The 19289-nt window shown below is 46.8% G+C and carries 10 protein-coding genes; 6 read left to right on the forward strand and 4 right to left on the reverse strand.

Annotated elements, in window-relative coordinates:
* Positions 1-418: 418 nt before the first annotated feature.
* The 3 genes from H6F52_RS23620 to H6F52_RS23630 all read left to right on the forward strand — a co-directional run bounded on the left by H6F52_RS23620 (position 419) and on the right by H6F52_RS23630 (position 3672).
* On the forward strand, positions 419-586 hold the full coding sequence (locus tag H6F52_RS23620; RefSeq protein ID WP_190536917.1) for a hypothetical protein: 168 nt from the start codon (positions 419-421) through the stop codon (positions 584-586).
* A 147-nt stretch (positions 587-733) separates the two neighbouring features.
* Positions 734-2893 carry a tetratricopeptide repeat protein gene (locus H6F52_RS23625; protein ID WP_190536961.1) on the forward strand — a complete coding sequence of 720 codons (2160 nt, stop codon included), beginning with the start codon at positions 734-736 and terminating at the stop codon, positions 2891-2893.
* Positions 2894-3360: 467 nt separating this feature from the next.
* Positions 3361-3672, forward strand: a complete 312-nt coding sequence (locus tag H6F52_RS23630) for a chromosome segregation ATPase (RefSeq protein ID WP_190411315.1) — start codon at positions 3361-3363, stop codon at positions 3670-3672.
* Positions 3673-3740: 68 nt separating this feature from the next.
* Here H6F52_RS23630 and H6F52_RS23635 read toward each other — a convergent pair whose 3' ends face one another.
* Positions 3741-6881, reverse strand: coding sequence for an MFS transporter (locus tag H6F52_RS23635; RefSeq protein ID WP_190536962.1), 3141 nt, complete (start codon positions 6879-6881; stop codon positions 3741-3743).
* A 1096-nt stretch (positions 6882-7977) separates the two neighbouring features.
* Between H6F52_RS23635 and H6F52_RS23640 the strand changes: the two genes are divergently transcribed.
* Complete coding sequence (locus H6F52_RS23640) at positions 7978-8142, forward strand: hypothetical protein (protein WP_190536918.1); 165 nt, start codon at positions 7978-7980, stop codon at positions 8140-8142.
* Positions 8143-8355: 213 nt separating this feature from the next.
* Here the strand turns inward: H6F52_RS23640 and H6F52_RS23645 are convergent, their stop codons facing one another.
* A complete protein-coding gene (locus H6F52_RS23645) occupies positions 8356-13014 on the reverse strand; it encodes a CHAT domain-containing protein (protein ID WP_242034044.1) in 4659 nt (1552 codons plus the stop codon).
* Between the two features lie 199 nt (positions 13015-13213).
* Positions 13214-15085, reverse strand: a complete 1872-nt coding sequence (locus H6F52_RS23650) for a tetratricopeptide repeat protein (protein ID WP_190536919.1) — start codon at positions 15083-15085, stop codon at positions 13214-13216.
* Positions 15086-15566: 481 nt separating this feature from the next.
* Between H6F52_RS23650 and H6F52_RS23655 the strand changes: the two genes are divergently transcribed.
* Together H6F52_RS23655 and H6F52_RS23660 are read left to right on the forward strand one after the other, a co-directional pair.
* On the forward strand, positions 15567-16361 hold the full coding sequence (locus H6F52_RS23655) for a DUF2993 domain-containing protein (RefSeq protein WP_190411320.1): 795 nt from the start codon (positions 15567-15569) through the stop codon (positions 16359-16361).
* A 185-nt stretch (positions 16362-16546) separates the two neighbouring features.
* Positions 16547-17839, forward strand: a complete 1293-nt coding sequence (locus H6F52_RS23660; RefSeq protein ID WP_190536920.1) for an amino acid permease — start codon at positions 16547-16549, stop codon at positions 17837-17839.
* Between the two features lie 36 nt (positions 17840-17875).
* Here the strand turns inward: H6F52_RS23660 and H6F52_RS23665 are convergent, their stop codons facing one another.
* The gene (locus H6F52_RS23665) at positions 17876-19267 is read right to left on the reverse strand and encodes a UDP-glucose/GDP-mannose dehydrogenase family protein (RefSeq protein ID WP_190536921.1); all 1392 of its coding nucleotides are present in this window, start codon (positions 19265-19267) and stop codon (positions 17876-17878) included.
* Positions 19268-19289: the final 22 nt, after the last annotated feature.

Consider the following 19289-nt stretch of genomic DNA (forward strand, 5'->3'; position numbering starts at 1 on the left):
ACCGCTTTACGAAACTTCAAGTTTATTCGTAGCGGCAGAATAATAGAGCAATTGTCACTATAATAAATAATATAGCTAAAATTCATGGAAAATCTCGCTCGAAAAGCCTGAATTATCGCCAATACCTGTCTGTTTCTATTTAAATCTTTCTTCTGCTTTCTCTGGCAAATTTGACGCTTTTTAAATATTTTCTGAAAAGCCTCTCAATCGCGATCTAAGTTAGCCTTTTCCATCGTCGGCAATTCCTACATCTTCTGATGAAAAGGAACTATAGGGTAGAGGATGTAACGAGCGATACAGTGATTGGCAGCAGAGCTACGGCTATGCGAAATTGCGATCGCTCAAAAAGATGAAATCTAAAATCATCCTTTTGGCGGATAGATAAAAGCTGCGTTTAATCCTGACCCAGGCAACTGGAATGGGAAGAAATGGGTATCCACTTCTCAAAAAAGGCAGAAGTCGGATTCAAGATGATAGGCAAGAATTTTTATCGGTACTGATTCAGCAGTCAATTTGCCGTGTTGGGTTTCGTACCTCACCCCTCCACGCCCCCAACCGACAAAATGACACCGACAAAATGACATAGTTGAATTCGGTTCTCCTACTAACTGAATTGGTTTTCTAGTACCCAGTCCGAATGGGCGGGTTCCAAACCCCCCCAAACAGCCCTCAGTCCCTTATTTATCCTTCCTAAACGTCGGTGCCACAAGCCAACGGACACTACCCTGCCAGCATGACGGTGACGGATACCGCTCACCGAAAAATTTCCGATGGAAACCGGATCATCTATCAGCGATTGAAACAGGCGCTGAGTCTTGGTTTGCGTCGCCAAATTTTTGTGGCGGTATGCGACGACCTCACCCTGAGAAATCGTCTGGCTGCCCGATTACACGCAGAATTGGCGATTTCGGAAGACGGAAGAAGAAACAAGTCCAATCGCACTCATTCGTCTTTCCTGCCGAATCCTGGCTCCTTCCAAGGCTACCCCCGACTGGTTAGCCTGAACTTAAACTTGAGCCAGCCGCATCCCATCGCTCAGATCAATCGCTGGTTAGCCAAACACCCACCCCCTGACAACAACCCACCCGGATTTCAAATTTTGGGGGTGGAACTATTAACCAAGCAGCCAGCAACGGTACAGGGATTATTTCTGCGCTCTCTCAGGGGTATTGAGCGCAGTTTGCCGCGCTTAGAATCTAGCTTGTTGCTGTGGATGCCTCGCCCTTGGTTCCGGGCGATTCAGCAGTCGGCACCTGAGTTTTGGCGGTGTCACACCGGCTTATTTGAGTTTGAAGGGGAACCCACGCCTGTATCAGAAGAGACGTGGTATCCGTCTCTACAATTCTCAGCGCCCCGCGAACAAGCTGCTGAGCAAGAGACGGCTGTACCTCAAGAAAATCTGTGGCACATTCTGAACCGCGACTTCGCGAAATATAGCGAAACCCGTTCGGAAAATCCAGTTTCAGGCAATGATTCTGGTAAGGAAGAGGTAGAAGCGACGCCTCCGGGAGACGAATCTCAGCATCCGGCGACAAGTTCGCCAACTGATGCTTCTCCCCTACAGGAATCAGAAGAAAAGAGCGATGAATCAGCATTCATTCATCCTTCCCAATCTGAAGCCCCTCATCAGGCGATCGAGAATTTGCTTCAGGTGCAATCGTTGCAGGAAATTGCTCAATTACAGCAGCAATCCTGTCCGCCAGAGGCACTTGCTGAAGCTTATCTGAGGCTGGGGAATCATTACCGCGATCTGATTGAACTCGAACAATCAAATACCTCGCAAGAAAACCTGATCGTTGCCATCCAAGCTTACGAACAGGCATTGAGTTGGCTAGAGGCAGATTCGCCGCTGGTACCCGATACCCTCAATGACTTGGGCAATCTCTACTGGATGCTAGCTCGCTATCCAAGCAAAGTCGAGGAGATGCTTGTCTATCTGGAGCAAGGGATTCAAGCGTATCAAACCGCTTTAACCACCTTCAATCCCGATGAAGCGCCCCACACCTATGCCATGATTCAAAATAATTTGGGGGCAGCATACGGGGAAGTGGCTCGTTATCGAGATGCTGCCGAGAACTTGCAATACTCGATTGGCGCTTATCAGGAAGCTTTGCGCTATCGTCCTTCCCAGATGGAGCCGCTCAAATATGCGGCGACGCACAATAATTTGGGTACGGCTTACTGGCATTTAGCGCAGCAGCAGCAGCCGGTGACAAACTTGCAACAAGCGATCGCATCTTATACAGAAGCGCTGTTGTATTACAATCCGGAGCAAGAGTCGCTTAGCTGGGCAATGCTGCAAAACAACATCGGCACCGCCTACTGGAATCTCGCCCAGTACGAACAACCCGCAACCTATTTAAAACTTGCTATCGACGCTTACTTGAATGGACTAAAATATCGGACGCCAGATGTAGTCCCGGCAGCTTGCGCGGCGACGCAGAATAATTTGGGTACGGCTTACTGGCATTTGGCAAGCCAGGTAGAAACTAAGGTGGAGGCGCGACAGGAATATTTGCAGTCGTGTATTACAGCCTATGAAACTGCGATCGCGCTTGTCCACCGGCTGAGCCAAAACACGCCCCCAGTGCCGGTTACGTTTGATGCCTCTGCCACCTACAATAATTTGGGGCTGGCTCACTACCAGATGGCGACGGATAAGCAGTTCGCTTTGGCTCAGGGTTCCCTGTTAGAGCATCTAGAGGCAGCGTTACACAACCATTTACAAGCGTTGCGGGGCTTTAGCGCTCAACCCGATGCCTACGAATCCACTTTGTCTTATGTTGTGCAGACAATCCGGGCGTTTTTCCGCGAACGTGGCTTACAAGGTCAAAATCTCGCCCTTTCCAAGGTTCCAGGTAAGCTGTTGCCAGAATTACTGCGGCGGTTGTAATTTTCCAATGCACTGAATCAATCTGCTTGTGTAGAAATCGCAATCCATTTGAGCTGTGAGACGTTAGCCCTTCAGATCCTCGACTTCAAGAGAAGTCGGGGATTTCTTCTTTGGAAATCATTTAGCAGTGCTAGAGCTTGGAATCTAAAGCAAAATCGCGATCTTGCTAACGAAAAATTATTTTCATTTATTCCAAGATATTGAAGAAAATGAAGCTTTCCCAGACTCCTGCTACACTATTGTGGGGAATGAAGCTATGAAAATTTTCTGGAGGCTGAATTAGTTACTGACTTGTTAATAATGACTTTCAAAAGTTTTAATGAGTTATTAATTGCCTAAAGCTAATTGAAACCATTTTTATGAATGGTGGAAGCCAGTTTATTCTTCTTAGCGGGGGCACTGCCATGCCGTGTCCCTAGCGCTCCCTCCATCAATTTGCCGTCACCCAATATCCCTAAATCTATACCGTGCAGAACATACCTCAAGATGATTCACCGAATGTTCCTGTCCAAAGAAATTGGTATTTAGTGACATTAACTCAGGTGTCGAAGCGTGAATTATTTTGCAAGCAAATCTTACACGCGATAGAACAAGAGAAACTACAAGATGTGATTTTAAGAGTGGAAATGCCAAAAGAATCTGTATATCAGAATTTGGTATTGCTGGAAACGACGAGTTTCAAAGCTCTACGCGATCGCTTGCGACAGCTAGACTACGATCCCAAAATTTCGCCTAAACCCTTAACTTCCGAGCAAGTTAACCGGATGTTGGGCTTATAAAAAAGCAGTAGGGGCAGGAAAACAATCCTGCCCCTACGTTTATGGATTAGCGGAGAAAATCGGTAACTTTAACGACCGGAAACGGCTAAAGCGCCAGCGATCGCGGAAACGATTCCAGACACAGTTGCCGTACCAAACAGCCACCAAGCGGCAGAGGCAGCAGCTTTGCGAGTTTCTTCTGCCTGCCGCTGCGCTTGATACTTCACTTCGTCTAAGCGGCGTTGCGCTTCCTGTTGGAGGCGATCCACCCGTTGCAGGACGCTGTTGCGTGCGCCTTCAATTTGATCGACGAGCCGGTTAGCATCTTCCTCGGAGATGTCCTCGCGGGAAGACATGATGGCAACCAGAGTATTGCGATCGAAATGGGAGAGGCGATCGCGCAACGCATCAAACCCAGCTTGCGGATCGTCAAACAACTTGCGAACATCTTTCTTGATGCTGTCATAGTTGAGTTCTGGGCGATCCAGCGAGTTGAGGTAGTTGCGAATTTGAGCAAAAATCCCGTCAATCGTCTGTTGAATTCGCCGTTGAATGCTGCGAATTTGCTCCACAAATTGATCGCGTACCGAGAGGACTTGATCCACAATTCGGGCAGCTTCTTCCTCAGAGATATCCTGCCGTTGCGACAGCAGAGAGATCATCGTGTCGCGGTCGATGTGAGATAGGCGATCGGTCAGACTCTCAACTCCGGTGCGCGGATCGTGCAGCAACAACTGCAAATCGCGCTTAATTGCTTCTGGGTTGAGTTCGTCTTTGCCAGTATTCCGCAGGTAGTCTTGTAGCGTGCTTTGGAAATCTTGGATTTGTGCCTGCGTCCGGGTGGCAAGGCGACGAGGCGCTCTGACGATGTTTTTGATCGTACCCTGCACCTGATCGATGACCTGATTTACTTGCTCTTCGCTTAGGTCTTGCCGTTGACTCAGTAGCTTCACCAGGGTATCGCGGTCTACTTGAGATAGCCGTTGCCGCAGTGCCGTCGCACCTTCTCTGGGATCGGAGAGCAGCCTGGTCAAATCCCGCTGGATGCCTTCGGGATTCAGTTCGTCTTTACCAGTGTTCCGCAGGTAATCTGCTAGAGCCGTGCTGGTTTTGTCTACCTGCTCTTTGGCTTTATCTACGACCATTTGCGGTGCTTGGACAACGCTGCTCCAAGAATGTTGCACCTGATCGATGATTTGATTTACCTGGTCCTCGCTCAAGTCTTGTCGCTGACTCAGTAGCTGAACTAAGGTATCGCGGTCAAAGCGAGAAGCTCTCGACCGAAGAGCCCACATTCCTGCCTGCGGGTCGTTCAGGAGAGTTTTGATATCTCGCTGGATGCCTTCAGGATTCAGTTCGTCTTTGCCAGTGTTCCGCAGATAGGACTCTAAATTGACCCACACTGCCTCGGTTTCCGATTGAATTCGGTCTCGGAGGGCTTGGGATTCGATCAGCACCCGATCGCGTGATTGTTCTAAATTCGTAGCGATCGCGTCAGCTTCTGTCTCGCCGATGTCTTCGCGTCCCCGCAGCAATTGCATCAAGGCATAGCGATCGTACAAAGCAAGACGACGCTCAAGGGTGTCATGGTCGGCATCTGCGTCTTCTAGCACCTTTTTGAAATTGTCGTTAACGCCTTCTGCGCTCAGTTCTGTCTTGGGTGCTGTTCGGATATAATCTTCAACTCGGCGGCGCAGGTCTTGCGTCCTTTCTTCTTCTTCAGCCGCCCGCACTGTCACCAAAACTTCTTGCCGGATGCCTTCCAATTGATCGGAAATGTCGTTGATTTTGTCTTGGGTAAAGACGCCCCGTTGTTGCAACAGGTTGGCAAAATATGACTTGTCTAGTTGCTCCAATTCCCGGCGAATTGTCCCCGGATCTCCTTGGGGGTCGTAGATGACTTCTTTGAATTCCCGGTTAAGTCCTGGTCGGGTAATCTGCCAGGAGTACGTGTTGAGCAGGTAGTTGTCTACATCTGCTCGAATGGTGCTGTAGGGGAGTTCTGGTTTAACTCCTGCTTGAGTCGCTAGTTTGTCGGTTTGCTCGGTTACTTTGTCTTTAGCTTTAGAAAGGGAACTTAAGATGGTTTGCACATCTAAATCTGAGAGATCCGTGCGTCCCATTGCTAATCCCATGAGGGTCGTTAAACCCTGTTGAACGCTTAGCTGAATTGGACCAGGAGCTGCGTCGTCGGCTGCTTTTTGATCGGCTTTTTTAGAGTCGCGCGTCTCTGCAATCAGCTGGTCGAGTTTGGCGTTGATATCATCTGACTTCACTTGACCCGGTTGTGCAGACTTGAGATAGTTGAGCAGTTCGCCCATCCGATCGGTTTGTTGTTCTCGCGATCCCACGGCTTGCCGCCATACGCCTTCGAGTTGGTCTACGATGCGGTTAAGGTCTCGTTTCGAGAGGTCTGTGCGATCGCTTACCAAATTTACAAATGTTTGGCGGTCGATGTTGCGAAGATTATCGGTGTTAGCGATCGCTTTTAGTTGCGGGTCACTCAGCAATCTTTCAAATTCACCCCGAATCTTTTGTATATCGAGTTCAGGGGGACGCAAGGACCCTAAATAATCCTCCAGCGTCTCGCGGATGCTGGCAGGATCGATTCCCGATCCCAGTTCTCGCCGCACGGCTGCTGCTGCTGCCTCTGCGGTTGACACAACTTGATTATTTACAGCTTGTGCGCCGATTGCTGCGGTTGCTGTGCCGACAATTGCTTGGAAGCCGCTGGTTGCAGTATTAACAACTGAACCCACTAACGATCCCACTGTCGTTGAACTTACCCAGAATAGCAGGCAGAAGTAGGTTGCCCAAATTACCAGACCGATAATGGCACCCAAGCCGCCACTGCTAATCAAGCTCAGTTTCACTGCCAGGAAACACGCGATCGCTAACGCAATGGTGACTGTCACCAGCGTCCAAATTCCGACTGCTGTCCCTATTTTGCGAATTGTCCCTCCCAAACTTCCAGATTCATCCCGATCGGAATCTGAATCTGATTGATGACCCAAGTAAGAGATCCCGGCGGCGACTGAGAGGTTGGTTAACAATAATTGCAACGCAAAAGCTAACACTATCCCAGAAATCAGCGCTACAAAAAATTGAGGCCCTGAAAAGACAAGTGCCGCTTCTTCTGGAGTATTCACCGTTGGATCGACTGGTGTAACTTGAGCGAGCCAAAATAGGGTTTTGTACATTCCCATGAGTATTCCCGTACTCTCAAACATGATATTTTCTTCCTCAAAGCAAATCCCGCGCAAATTATAAATTAAGGTATGTTGAGTGGTCAAAATCTGCAAAAAAGACCACACTCTGAAACACCCGTTTGTCAAAAAAACGAGTGATTATCTTTCTGGTTTCTTTGTACTCATCTACTTAAGTAGTTACTCTGTATGTATCGCCTAACTCCTCTCTGTACGCCAGAATCGTCGAATCGGTCACTACAAAGCATCCTCCTGAGGTCTGAAATGTATACCTGTGGCAGGATGGAGAGAGTAAGGGAGTAAGCCGCGAGCAATAAAACTACATTTGCAGACCTTTTCCTAAAACACGCTGCTGCTTCTTTCCCTAAGCACCATTATCTAGGCGATCTGCTCCGAAACCATGACGTACAGTTTAACTTAAGGAGTGGAGCAATAACCTTTAATGAAAGTTTATCTTCTATCCAAATTTTAGGAACTGAATCAGAAGCTAGAGATACTTAGCTCAGGGCTTAGACTGAACGAATAAAATAATATATCAGATGCTTTTATGCAAGCCCCTATCGGTGTAAAATCGTTAAATATCTGAGAAAACACCAGGAATTCATTGTTACAGGATTGTTTCTGATTCGTGAAGTAACCGCCCATTTTCTGAGATTTTTTTGAGAGAAGGTGCAAACGGAGCTTGCAAAAGTAACAGGTATTCTCCATATCTTTAGAACTATAATGCTTGATTCATTCTTATCATAAATATCAAATTTAAATGCAATATGGTCATTAAGTAGAATTCCCTTAAAAGGTATAACTTAATTTTTAAGCTAATTATCCAATATTGCCAGCACCTATATTATCAGTTATTTCGATTTGGTAATTTTAGTAGATGTATTGAAATTTTCAATTGTATTTGTAAATAAAGATTTAACTCTTGTTAGTTTTGATGTTTATAAACGTCAAAATTAACTGATAACCTTGGAACTTAACGAACATTTTAATATCAAAGGAATAATTTTATATTCCTTGAAGTGAAAGCTGGTGAGGGGTAATACGGTTTGGTTAGAAAAAGAACGTGAAAAAGTGCTATGTCTCTATATCTATAGCGTTTCTCAGATGGCTGGAACATATTGTGGTTCTCACGTTCGGTAGCAGATTTTTGATTGCCATTCCCGTGTCGATGTATCTCATAGCAATTCTCTGTAAAGATGCGCTTAATAATAGAGCTTCCGTGGCAGGCGAGCGGGTGAAGTGGAGTGAGGACTTTGTGGGAGGCATCTTGATGGCAAGCTGTTGACGAGCGCATCGGACTAGTTAGTGCTTGCCAGCCTGTTTTCAACGCTTGCCTTTGCTCGTTTGCGATCGCTCTTGACACGCAAAACACTATCTATTTATTAAGCGCATCTTTAAAAAGAATTGGTATCACCTCTTTTTTCCTCAGCCCTTTTTTCCTCACCTCTCAGTCCTCAGTCCTCACCTCTCAGCCCTCAGTCATCTCTCCTCCCTTCTCTTACCAAGGGTTGCCAATCAACGTGAAAGCTGCCCAGTAGAAAGGATGCTCAAGACTTCTATTTCCCAGTCCAGCCATTGAGGGTGGCAAGGGAAAGCTGCCATTGAGGGTGCGGAGTTGACCTCCCTCTAAGCGCACTTTGCCCTTGAGCATTGCCACCTGTGCCTGACGCACCGCCTCCGCCTTGATGGGCGCTTTTTTCAATTGTTCGTAGAACTCTGTCATCAACCCCAAAGTCCCTTCATCGCTGACGTACCAGAGACTCGCTAGAGCTGACTTAACGCCTGCCTGCACTGATAACCCGGCAAAGCCTAATTCTGCCTGTTCATCTCCCAAGGCTGTGCGACAGGCACTTAGCACCAGCAATTCTACAGGAGGGTCATTCCAACCTAACTCCCGCAGCTGATCCAATCTCAGCTTGGTGTCCCACAGCTGAATATAGGAATTGCTTGGTTCTCCTGACTTAAATTCCCCATGCGTGCCTAGGTGAACAATTCCGAAAGGTTCTTGCTGACGCTGCGCCTTAAGATTTTTCAGAGTGAAGGCATCGTTGAGGAAAGATTTACCCGACCATAGGGAAGAGGCGATAATGGACAATTCCACGGGCACGGCGGGTAAGGGGTTTTGGTTAGTAAATTTGGCTGCTCCCATTGCCAGGACTTGGGTTTTTTTAATATCCCGGTAACGAGTATCGGTTAGGCTGAGACTCGGCATGAGTCCGACGCTGTATTTTTCCACTAGGAATTGTTGACCGTCATGGAGGGCAGCAACCGGAAGACTCCGCAACCCTGTATCCATGAGGAAAACCAAATTATCGATCTTGCTAGCTTCTAAATCAGCTTTTACGGGTGCTATCAACCACTTATAGAGTTGTTGGGAAGAATTGAGGTAACGGTTTGTTTTAAGCGGCTTAGTGATTTCTGAGCGAAATTCCTGGGCGACTTTGAGAACTTGACGGCGTGTTACCCCTGTGACTCTCCTGCGAATTGGTGGCTTTTTAGCTGTCACAATGACGAGTTCGAGTTGGTCGTTATCCTGCGGTAGGGGATTGTTTGACGATTGAGCTGGAAGTTGAGCTAGCTGATTTAGGGCTAATCCCTGAGAGTTGAATTGCCAAAGAATATCTAATTGTGGCGCGGGATAAGGGAGTTGACTTTTATCTGCTGCTGTTCCTGGTGTAACTGTTGCAGGCACAAAAGCAACATAAATGAGTGCCGGTTTCACTCCAGTTGCTTTCTCAATTTCGTTAAGAATTTCACGCGCCTCATCCAAGGTTTTTAGGGGAAGATCGGGAGCGAGTCCCAAATATTGCTGGAATTGCCGTGTAAACTCTTGGTCGATTTGAGCAACAACCGGATCGATTTCAACTGAGGCAAGATTTCTTGTTGCCGGTATTCGTGTCAGCGGCGTCTCCTGCGGTGGTGATAATTCGCTAGAAAGTGGCGTTGGGGAAGGTGTGGGCGTGGGGATTGGCGTGGGGATTGGCGTGGGGATTGGCGTAGGAATTGGTGTGGGGATTGGAGTTGGAATTGGCGTGGGAATTGGTGTGGGGATTGGCTCAGCTACATTGATGGTGAGCTGTTGCGGGGCGGAGAAGGAAACGCGATCGCTCGCACTAATTGTAAAGGCATTGAGCAAACCAGTCGCACCCGTAGGCGGTGTGTAAACTAAAACATCGCTCAACGACAAAATGGTTCCCGGTACGATGACGGTACCATCTTGTTTGGTCAGCGTTCCCCCATTAATGGCATCAATGCGTATTGAGGTAAAATCGCTATTTGCATCGGTTATAGATGGATTTAAACTCGCAACAGTGAATGTAATCGACTGATTTTGTTGAGTATCCGTTAGCAGAGTATTTGCGGTCAAAGTCGGTGCTTGGTTAATAAAGGTTATCTGAATACCATCGGCACTAGGATTACCCACCTCAAAGGTATTGTTATTGGGAATCAGAGTATCGATAGATGGAATGGTTTGTGCAGGAGAAATCAGCTCCCCATTCCCACTACTTCCACCCGTATCAATCGCTCCCGCCGTACCGTTGTTAGTCGCATCGCCGACGATAAATTGAAAGTTATCTTGCCCCCCATCATGTTGGATGATAACAGAGCCTCCTTTATTCACTCCACTGGTGAGGATAGTTGTCGGAGAGGCAAGACCCAAAATTGTACTCTTTCCCTTAACGACTCCTAGGGAAGCTATTGTGACATTGCCACCAATGAGAGAGCCATCTAGCCCATCTCCTGCTTCTTGGATAGCTTGGGTATTTATCGTATTAAAGGTAATATTGCCATCTGTTGTTAAGGTAACAAACCCGCCTAATGCATTAGTAACCAGATCGGAAAAATCTGGATCGGGAGGGGGGGGATTAACAGTAGCAGAGGAATTAATGTTGCCGGCGATTATATCGTCCTTAGCTGTGAATTTGACCGCACCCCCTGTAGCAACGATGGGGTCAGTAGCAGAGGAATCAATATCGCCGGTTTGAATACTACCTTGGGCATCTAAGGTAACTGAGCCGCCTATCGCATCGAATAAAGCGGCACCACCACTTGTTTGGCTAACAACAGCAGAGGAATTAATGGCATCTGTTTTAAGATTGCCTCCAGATGTTATCTTGACGTCACCCCCTGTAGCTGCTGGATTATCTCCAAGGAAAAATATGTCAGCTTTTGCAAAAGAATTAATTGTGCCTGTAGTGATGTTACTGCCAGCTTCTAAAGTGACTGCGCCGCCTGTAGATTGAAAATAAGAGGTGGAGGAGGAATTGATATCGCCATTAACTGTAATTGTGCCGGTGTTAGTAGTTAAACTCACCAGACCACCATCATTATTATTATTAGAGGAAGTAATATCACCTGTAAGAATGTTCCCATTAGTGGCATCCAGGATGATACTTCCACTGTTCGCGTATAAGTTAGAGGTGTCTAGATTGCCGGTAGCGATCGCGCCGTTGCTACTGGTAAGTTGGATATTGCCACTATTGGTATTGATATTTCCAACATTGATACTTGCTCCTGAAATCGAGATATCTTTTCCATTAGTCTGAATGGTGTTCGCCGTATTTTGCATCACAAAAGATCCAACACCATCTTTATTAGCATCCGCAGTAAAAGTAATTGACGTGCCAGACGCGTCGTACAAGGGTTGGAAGTTCAGAACGCCGTCACTTGTAAGATTATTTATGGTGATGTTGTCAGTCGCTTCCAAAATCACCTTGCCATAAGTAATTGCTCCCTCCAGTTCGGTTTCCGAGATCGTCAAATTTTCACCAAGGCTGTCACTAACAAGGATTTGACTATCTCCTACACCGAATTGACCGGAGGGCGGTGTAGGAGCACTTTTATCCGTTATCGTGATATTGAGTGGATCGAGTAGTAAAGTTCCCGCCTTACCTTGTGGCGCAAGCGTATCCACCTTCCCTTTGAAAGTTAAGCTTTCCTTGCCCGAAACTTCCACAAATCCGCCATTGCCGGAATTATTGCCACCACGGGCACTAATATTGCCGTAAAATTCAGTTGCCTTGTCAGACCAAACGATCGCACGACCCCCATTACCGTTGTTCTTGCTATCGACATCGATCGAAGAATCTGGACTGACATAAGTTCTAGAGGCATTCGGTACCGTCCCCTTTCCTTGATAATCGCCGCCAATTAGCACCGTTCCACCGCCAAGACTGCCGGAAGCGTTGATATTGGCACTCACCAAACCTACTTTGTCACCCAGAACTTGGACTTTACCGCCAGTCTGCCCAGATGCGTCAAGGTTTCCAGCTACAATCGCAGTCCCTGTATCGGTAGGGATGGCAACGCCAGATCCCGTGAGTACCACTTGACCTTTGTTATTAACGGTGAGTTTAGTGGCATTCCCAATTTTTCCGCCCGTCAGCAGCTGCGGTACGGATTGAGGATTAGGGATGGGGGATTGGGAATTAAAATTCTGAGTCGCTACCTCCAAACTGAGTATGTTTCCGGGTTGACTAATCTGCACGGATTTTCCGCCGGGAACCGCTGCCACGGTAATATTTCCTTCCGGTGCCAAAAGTTGCCCGGTATTAACGATAGTGCCACCGAGTAAGGTGAGATTTTTCCCCTGTCCTACTGCTAAGTTTCCAGCGTTAACGATGGCACCCGGTTGAGGAGTCGTGAAAGCAAAAGTGCTGGGATTTCCTTCTAAAGCGGCATAATTATTGTTACCAATCGCATTAAACCAATTATTGCCAAAGCCGATACTGTTGGCGGTGGTGGCAGTGAAAGATGCAGGCACATTTAGACTAGCGTTGTTGCCAAAGACAATTCCGGCTGGATTCATCAAAAATAAGTTGGAATTGCCGCCAGTTACTTGAATTAAGCCATTAATGACGGAGACATCTCCACCCACAACTCGACCGAGAATATTCTGAATGCTGGGGGTGGTTAAGAAGTTGGCAATCCCACCTTGATTGAGATCGAATTGGTTAAAGCTGTGGAAGAGATTCTCGCCTTGGCTTGATAGCTTACCGCCGGTGATGTCGAAGCGATCGCCATTGACGTTGACAAGGGTACCAGTGCCATCAGCAGCCGGAATGATGGGTTGTGCCAATGCTTTTTCTAAGCTGATGACTCCTGCTAGAGGCAAGGCTGCCATCACTAGGCTAACTTTTCTCACTAAGGGTTTCATAATTGCTCTCTCTTCCAGATATTAAGAAATATTGAACAACCAATCGCAGTTCTGCTTTGCCGAAGTCACTACGTTTTTGTTTACACGGGTTGTTCCTTTAACCAATCGCTAACTGTGATGTACTTTCTGGACAGTTATTATACTGTTGTTATAACTTATCTCAACCAGGATTGTCTTCAGGAACTAAAAACAACCAAGTCTAAGAAAAAAGTTTTTTTAGAAGAATTTGATGAGACTTATGGATGAATTTAATTTTATCGGAAAATACTGACACAAAAGCGTCTATCCCCACCTTAGTATTTTGAAAGGAATTTTCTGCGAAAATAAAATCATAATCGTCAAAAATGATCGTGCCGCCAACTTTAACAAGCGCCCAAGTTAAAACTGCATCTTCCAGAACATCGCTGGCTAGGTGGGAGCCATCAATGTAAACTAAATCATAAAAACCCAAGGGTAACAAACGCAATATTTGTTGAGATTTACCTACTATTTTTCGTACCTTTTCCGCTGCACCCGTACGATTTATATTAAAGTCAAATCGCTCTTCTATAGAGCTTAGATAGTCACAATCATATCTTTGATGTTCTAAGCTACCTGCAAAGGTATCTATACAGGTAATTTGGCTAGAACTATCTATTAAAATATTTTCTAAAAACCAGCAAGTAGATCGCCCCTCCCAACTGCCTATTTCTAAAATATTTAATCCAGGTATTTTAGATAAAGGTTTAAGATGCTCATTCAAAATATCAAGGTTGCGGCTAAACCAGTCTGTAGAAAATTGATAACCTTTCAATATTGTCTCAATTTGATAACGAGCTTTTGAAAATTCAGGCTTGATTGTTAAGAGTTTACGGTAATAGCTCATTGCCTCGGCAACTCTACCCTTTTGCTGGAAAATCATGCCTAAATCGTAGTAGGCTTCAGGAAAGTCAGGTTTAACTTCCAGCGCTTTCTGATAACAAGCGATCGCTTGTTCAATCTGTTCTTGCATCCACAATCTTGCTCCCATTTTAAAATAGGCTTCAGCTAAGAGGTTTTGCAATCCCTGGTAGTTACTTATATACCCTTGAACAGAGAAAATTTGAGCAGATGTCTGCAAATCGGCGATTGCTTCTGGATAGTTACCCAATTTAGAATGGGCATTCCCCCGGTTATTGTAGGCGGCGGCAAAGTTAGGATTAAGCTGCAATGCCAGAGTATAATCGTCAATTGCTCCTTGAGTATCTCCTAAATCGAAGCGTGCGACACCTCGATTAGTGTAAGCTTCAGGAAAATTAGGATTGATATTCAGCGCCTGAGTGTAATCCTCAATTGCTTTTTGCCCATCGCCAAGTCTGGAGCAAGTATTACCCCGATTGTAATAAGCAACAGCATCATAGGGATTGAGATGCAAGATTTTGCTATATTCCTCGAAAGCTTTTTGATGGTAGATTTGCCAAATTCTCTGTACTGTTAAATGCCTTTCCTGGTGGTGATGTCTGTAAGTTTGGGCTTCGTGCTGTCTCCAGATAATCACTTGTTCAGCAACAGAAATCCCGGTTTGACCAGAGAGGAATAAGCTTAAAAATAAAGTGCCAGTTGAGAGATATTCGGTTTGCACTAGGTTGAAGATGCGGGGCAAGTCTTGTACCCAGTCTCCAATCTTGAGGCTGAAGCAGGGAGGGCAGAATTTTAAATTAGCGATCGCTTCTCGAAATAATTCATTTCCCTGGGCTTGATAAATTGGGGAAGGCACATCCTTGAACTGCCCGATAACCGCTGTATAAGGTAATGCTAAGGATGCATTGAGAAAGCTTGGTAAACTCTCTAGCGCCTCATCATCCCCATCTAGAATAAATACTTGTTTTACATTTTCTCTTTTTGCATCAGCCAGAGCCTGTATCAGCGTAGAAGCTGGCCCTTTATGCTCTAGTCGTCTAATTTGGCATCTATTTTTAACAGCAGCCAAATTAGGAAAAATATTGCTTCCATCATCGTATACAACAATATCAAAATCTCCCTGAATCGAACGGATAGCCCGTTCTAGATAGGGATAGCTAGGATCGTAATATCGAATAATGATCCGTGTCATCGCCGTCAACTTAAGAATACAGAACAGTGTTCATCCCACACCAGTCGCTCAAAATTTCCCTAGTCTGAGTCATGATGCTTTCGTTGCCACACTCCAAGTAATTTTCGTGTATCTGTCATAAGGAGTAGGGAAGCCCTGCCCTTACTGGCATCGGAAGACTCTAGAGATTGTGAAATTTAATTGTCTCCAATGATACTTTGCAACTTTTGGCAGTAATCTGGGATCTTCAGCCCAGAGTCTTTGCAGCACCTAGTGATGTTGTAGGCGATCGCGCATCAAGAGGGCGATCTGCTCACATCTGCGACTCTAATTGTTGTAACTAATTGGAAAATTCAGAAAATTCTATCAATCGCGCCATTTTCCGGCTGATAACCTTAAGCAGTAGGCTCTCTGGGGTTCTCTCTGTCTTAGGTCTTCTTGCTTATTTGTTAATATTTTGTTACAAACAAGAGAGTAAGCACTCTTATGGACGCGAAACATTATGTTAGGCGGCCTTACTGGTTTCACAAACAATACTGGCACTGATTGGGGAGAACGCCTCCTCAATACAGTCGCTAGCAAGACTATTCGCCACATGTTTACCCAGAGTGAGTCTGTGGAAGTTGCTGTTCGCTGCTATCCCTCCAGCAAGCTTTTGCAGGGCAGTATTGACAGCTTCAAAATGAGCGGTAGTGGTCTTGTGATTCGCCGCGAGTTTCGCACCGAGGAGATGTCGTTTGAGACAGACGCCGTCTCGATTGACTTCAGTTGTGTAATGCAAGGTCAGATTCGCCTTAAGCAACCCACCCAGGCAGTTGTACAGGTGACGCTAACCCAGGCAGATATTAACCAATCCTTTCAGGCAGAACTGGTGCAGAAGCGCCTGCAAGATATTTCCACACCAGCTTTGACAGATTTATCTGGCGGTCAGTCCGTTTCCTTTACCGAAGTCCAAGTACAGCTGCTGCCCGAAAACCAAGTGCAAATTTTTGCAAAGGCAGATTTGGGCGAAAAAGGATTGGTGCCACTCAGCATGAAATCAACCTTAAGCGTGGAACGGCGGCGTCGCATTCGGTTTAAAGATCCCCAATTTCAACCAGAGGCGGTTCCAGAAGAATCACGGGAAATTTCTCAGACCTTGACATCGGCGTTTGCGGAAATTTTAGATAACATGGTCGATTTGGATCGCTTTAATCTCGACGGCGTAACCATGCGAATTAACCGCTTGGAAACCCAAGGAGATAAGCTAATTTTCAGTGGCTATGCCCAAATCGAGCGCGTTCCCAATAACCCTTGATTTTAGTCAATCGTCATCGGTTAGTAGGCAATCGCAGGGTCAGAACCGCGTTAAAAGGAAAAGGGATAAGGAGCGGTGGTTGAACACCCCTTTTCTATCCTTAATTCGTAAAGGTCAGCGATCGCACAACTGTGTCTTAACCTCTCAGCCTTAGGATAACAGTAGTGTTATCTGGGAGATATCTTGTGACTGCTGGAACCTCACCCCCGCAGCTTCAGAGAGAGTTAGGGGTTTTGGGTGCCACGATGATGGGTTTGGGTTCGATCGTAGGCACGGGCGTGTTTGTCAGCATCGGCATTGCCGCCGGAATCGCAGGACCGGCGGTAATTTTGGCGATCGCGATTGGAGCCGTTGTGGCAACCTGCAACGGTCTCAATAGTGCCCAGTTAGCAGCGAATCACGCCGTCAGCGGTGGCAGCTACGAATATGGCTACAAGTATCTCAATCCGAGTCTGGGTTTTACCGCAGGCTGGATGTTTCTCTTGGCAAAAACTGCTTCAGCAGCAACGGCAGCTTTAGGTTTTGCTGGCTACTTGCTGAATGCGACGGGTTTGTATGGGCGGGGATTTCTGATTCCCACGGCGCTAGCTGCGGCGATTTTAATGACTTTAATTGTTTTGAGCGGGATTCGCCGCTCTAATCGCGTCAATATTGCCATCGTGTCGGTGTCGCTGCTCTCTTTAATTTTCTTTGTCCTTATCTGTTTACCCCGCGCCACAGAGATTGGTACAGAAAATCTCACGCCATTTTTCAAAGGTTCTCCGGCGACGGTACTCCAAGCCAGTGCGCTGATGTTTGTGGCTTACACGGGTTATGGAAGGATTGCCACGTTGGGCGAGGAAGCACGGGAACCCCGGAAGACAATTCCAATCGCGATGATTGTTAGCCTGGGGGTGACAATGCTGCTTTACATGGCAGTGGCAACGGTTGGCATTGGGGCGGTCGGGACAGAAATTTTGGGCAAAGCAACCCAGGCACAGGCAGCACCCCTCGAGGTGGCAGTTCGCAGCGTTGCCGGTTCAAGAGGTGCGGCGATTTTATCAATTGGTGCGATCGCGGCGATGCTGGGGGTACTATTAAACTTGATTTTGGGTTTGTCCCGCGTGCTGCTGGCGATGGGAAGACGCCGGGATATGCCCAGAATTTTGGCACGGCTAAATCGGCAAGGAACGACACCCGATTTAGCGGTGGTCGTGGTAGGAATTGCGATCGCCCTTTTAGTTCTGCTTGGCAATGTCAAAACGACTTGGTCATTCAGTGCCTTTAACGTCTTGATTTACTACGCAATTACTAATCTGGCAGCATTAAAAATGCCAGATTCAGAACGGCTCTATCCCAAATGGATAGCCTGGGCAGGTCTAGGATCTTGCCTGTTCCTGGCTTTCTGGGTAGAGCCGCAAATCTGGCAAATGGGTCTGGGATTAATTGTCGCTGGTCTAATCTGGCACCAAGTCAGGCAAAGAGTTAGGGAGTTATGAGTTAATAACTCATAACTCCCTAACTCAAAACTTTTCCTAGCGACCAACACCGATGTATTGGAAACCGGCGCTTTCTATTTCCTTCCGGTTGAGGAAGTTACGACCATCAATCATCACCGCGTTGTTCATCAGCTTAGACATTTTGCTGTAGTCTAGGGTCTGGAACTGCTGCCAGTCTGTCACCAACACAAGGGCGTCACAGCCATCAGCCAGCCGTTCGGGATCGGTTTCCACCATCACGCCGGTTAACCCATGACGCATCCCAGTTGAAGAAACAATTGGATCGTAGGCTTTCACTTTCGCCCCCAGCCGGTTGAGTTGCTCGATGAGATTGAGCGCTGGAGCATCGCGCATATCATCGGTATCGGGTTTGAAAGTCAGACCTAGCAATCCCACCGTTTTGCCTTTGAGGATTTTTAGCGCCTGTTGCAGTTTTTCGATCGCAATCACGCGCTGGCGCTGGTTGACACTCACAGCAGATTTGAGCAGTTGAGCTTCATAGCCGTAGTCGTCCGCGGTATGAATCAAAGCCGAGACATCTTTCGGGAAGCAGGAACCACCCCAGCCAATCCCAGCTTGCAAGAACTTGTTCCCAATCCGAGAATCCAAACCGATGCCCTTAGCGACTTGGGTAACATCAGCACCCACGCGATCGCAAATATTGGCAACTTCGTTGATAAAGCTGATTTTGGTTGCGAGGAAGGCATTCGCGGCGTACTTAATCATCTCAGCAGAGTTGATGTCTGTCACCACGACGGGCACTTGCGGTAAGGATTTGTCTTCTGCCACCTGGCGCTCGACAATGGGAGCATAGAGTTCCTGCATCATGGTGATCGCTTTCGGATTGGTGCTACCCAGCACAATCCGATCCGGGTTAAAGGTGTCGTAAACCGCTGAACCTTCGCGCAAAAATTCTGGATTGCTAACAACATCAAACTGAGGAGTTGTTTCTAGTGTCAACTCCTCGGTAACAACGCCACCAGCTCCCACTAGGGACTTTTGGCGTTCCAGAACGCCATCAAGTACAATCATCCGCACCCAGTCCCCAGAACCAATTGGCACTGTGGATTTATTCACAATGACTTTGTAACCACCGTCAAGATGAGCGCCAATTCCACGGGCAACGGCTTCAACATATCTGGTATCGCTTTCACCATTTGCCAAAGCGGGCGTCCCTACTGCGATGAACAAAATTTCTCCATGAGCCACTCCAGCACCCAAATCGGTAGTGAACTCAAGATGCCCCGACTGGGAAGCCGATTGCATAATTTCTGACAGTCCTGGCTCATAAATCGGGGACTGTCCCGCCTTCATCAACTTGACTTTTTCTTCGTTATTGTCAACGCAGATGACATGATGTCCAATATGAGCAAGACTGGCACCCGTGACCAAGCCAACATATCCAGTGCCAATTACGCAAACACGCATAGGAGTAAACCTCAAAAAAATT

The organism is Coleofasciculus sp. FACHB-542 (genome assembly GCF_014695825.1).
Taxonomy (GTDB): domain Bacteria; phylum Cyanobacteriota; class Cyanobacteriia; order Cyanobacteriales; family FACHB-T130; genus FACHB-T130.

Bases quoted from the DNA above. Each gene is read 5' to 3' on its own strand.
- H6F52_RS23635 (WP_190536962.1), bottom strand. From the start codon at position 6,881: ATGTTTGAGAGTACGGGAATACTCATGGGAATGTACAAAACCCTATTT.
- H6F52_RS23620 (WP_190536917.1), top strand. From the start codon at position 419: ATGGGAAGAAATGGGTATCCACTTCTCAAAAAAGGCAGAAGTCGGATT.
- H6F52_RS23655 (WP_190411320.1), top strand. From the start codon at position 15,567: ATGTTAGGCGGCCTTACTGGTTTCACAAACAATACTGGCACTGATTGG.
- H6F52_RS23665 (WP_190536921.1), bottom strand. From the start codon at position 19,267: ATGCGTGTTTGCGTAATTGGCACTGGATATGTTGGCTTGGTCACGGGT.
- H6F52_RS23625 (WP_190536961.1), top strand. From the start codon at position 734: ATGACGGTGACGGATACCGCTCACCGAAAAATTTCCGATGGAAACCGG.
- H6F52_RS23645 (WP_242034044.1), bottom strand. From the start codon at position 13,014: ATGAAACCCTTAGTGAGAAAAGTTAGCCTAGTGATGGCAGCCTTGCCT.
- H6F52_RS23650 (WP_190536919.1), bottom strand. From the start codon at position 15,085: ATGACACGGATCATTATTCGATATTACGATCCTAGCTATCCCTATCTA.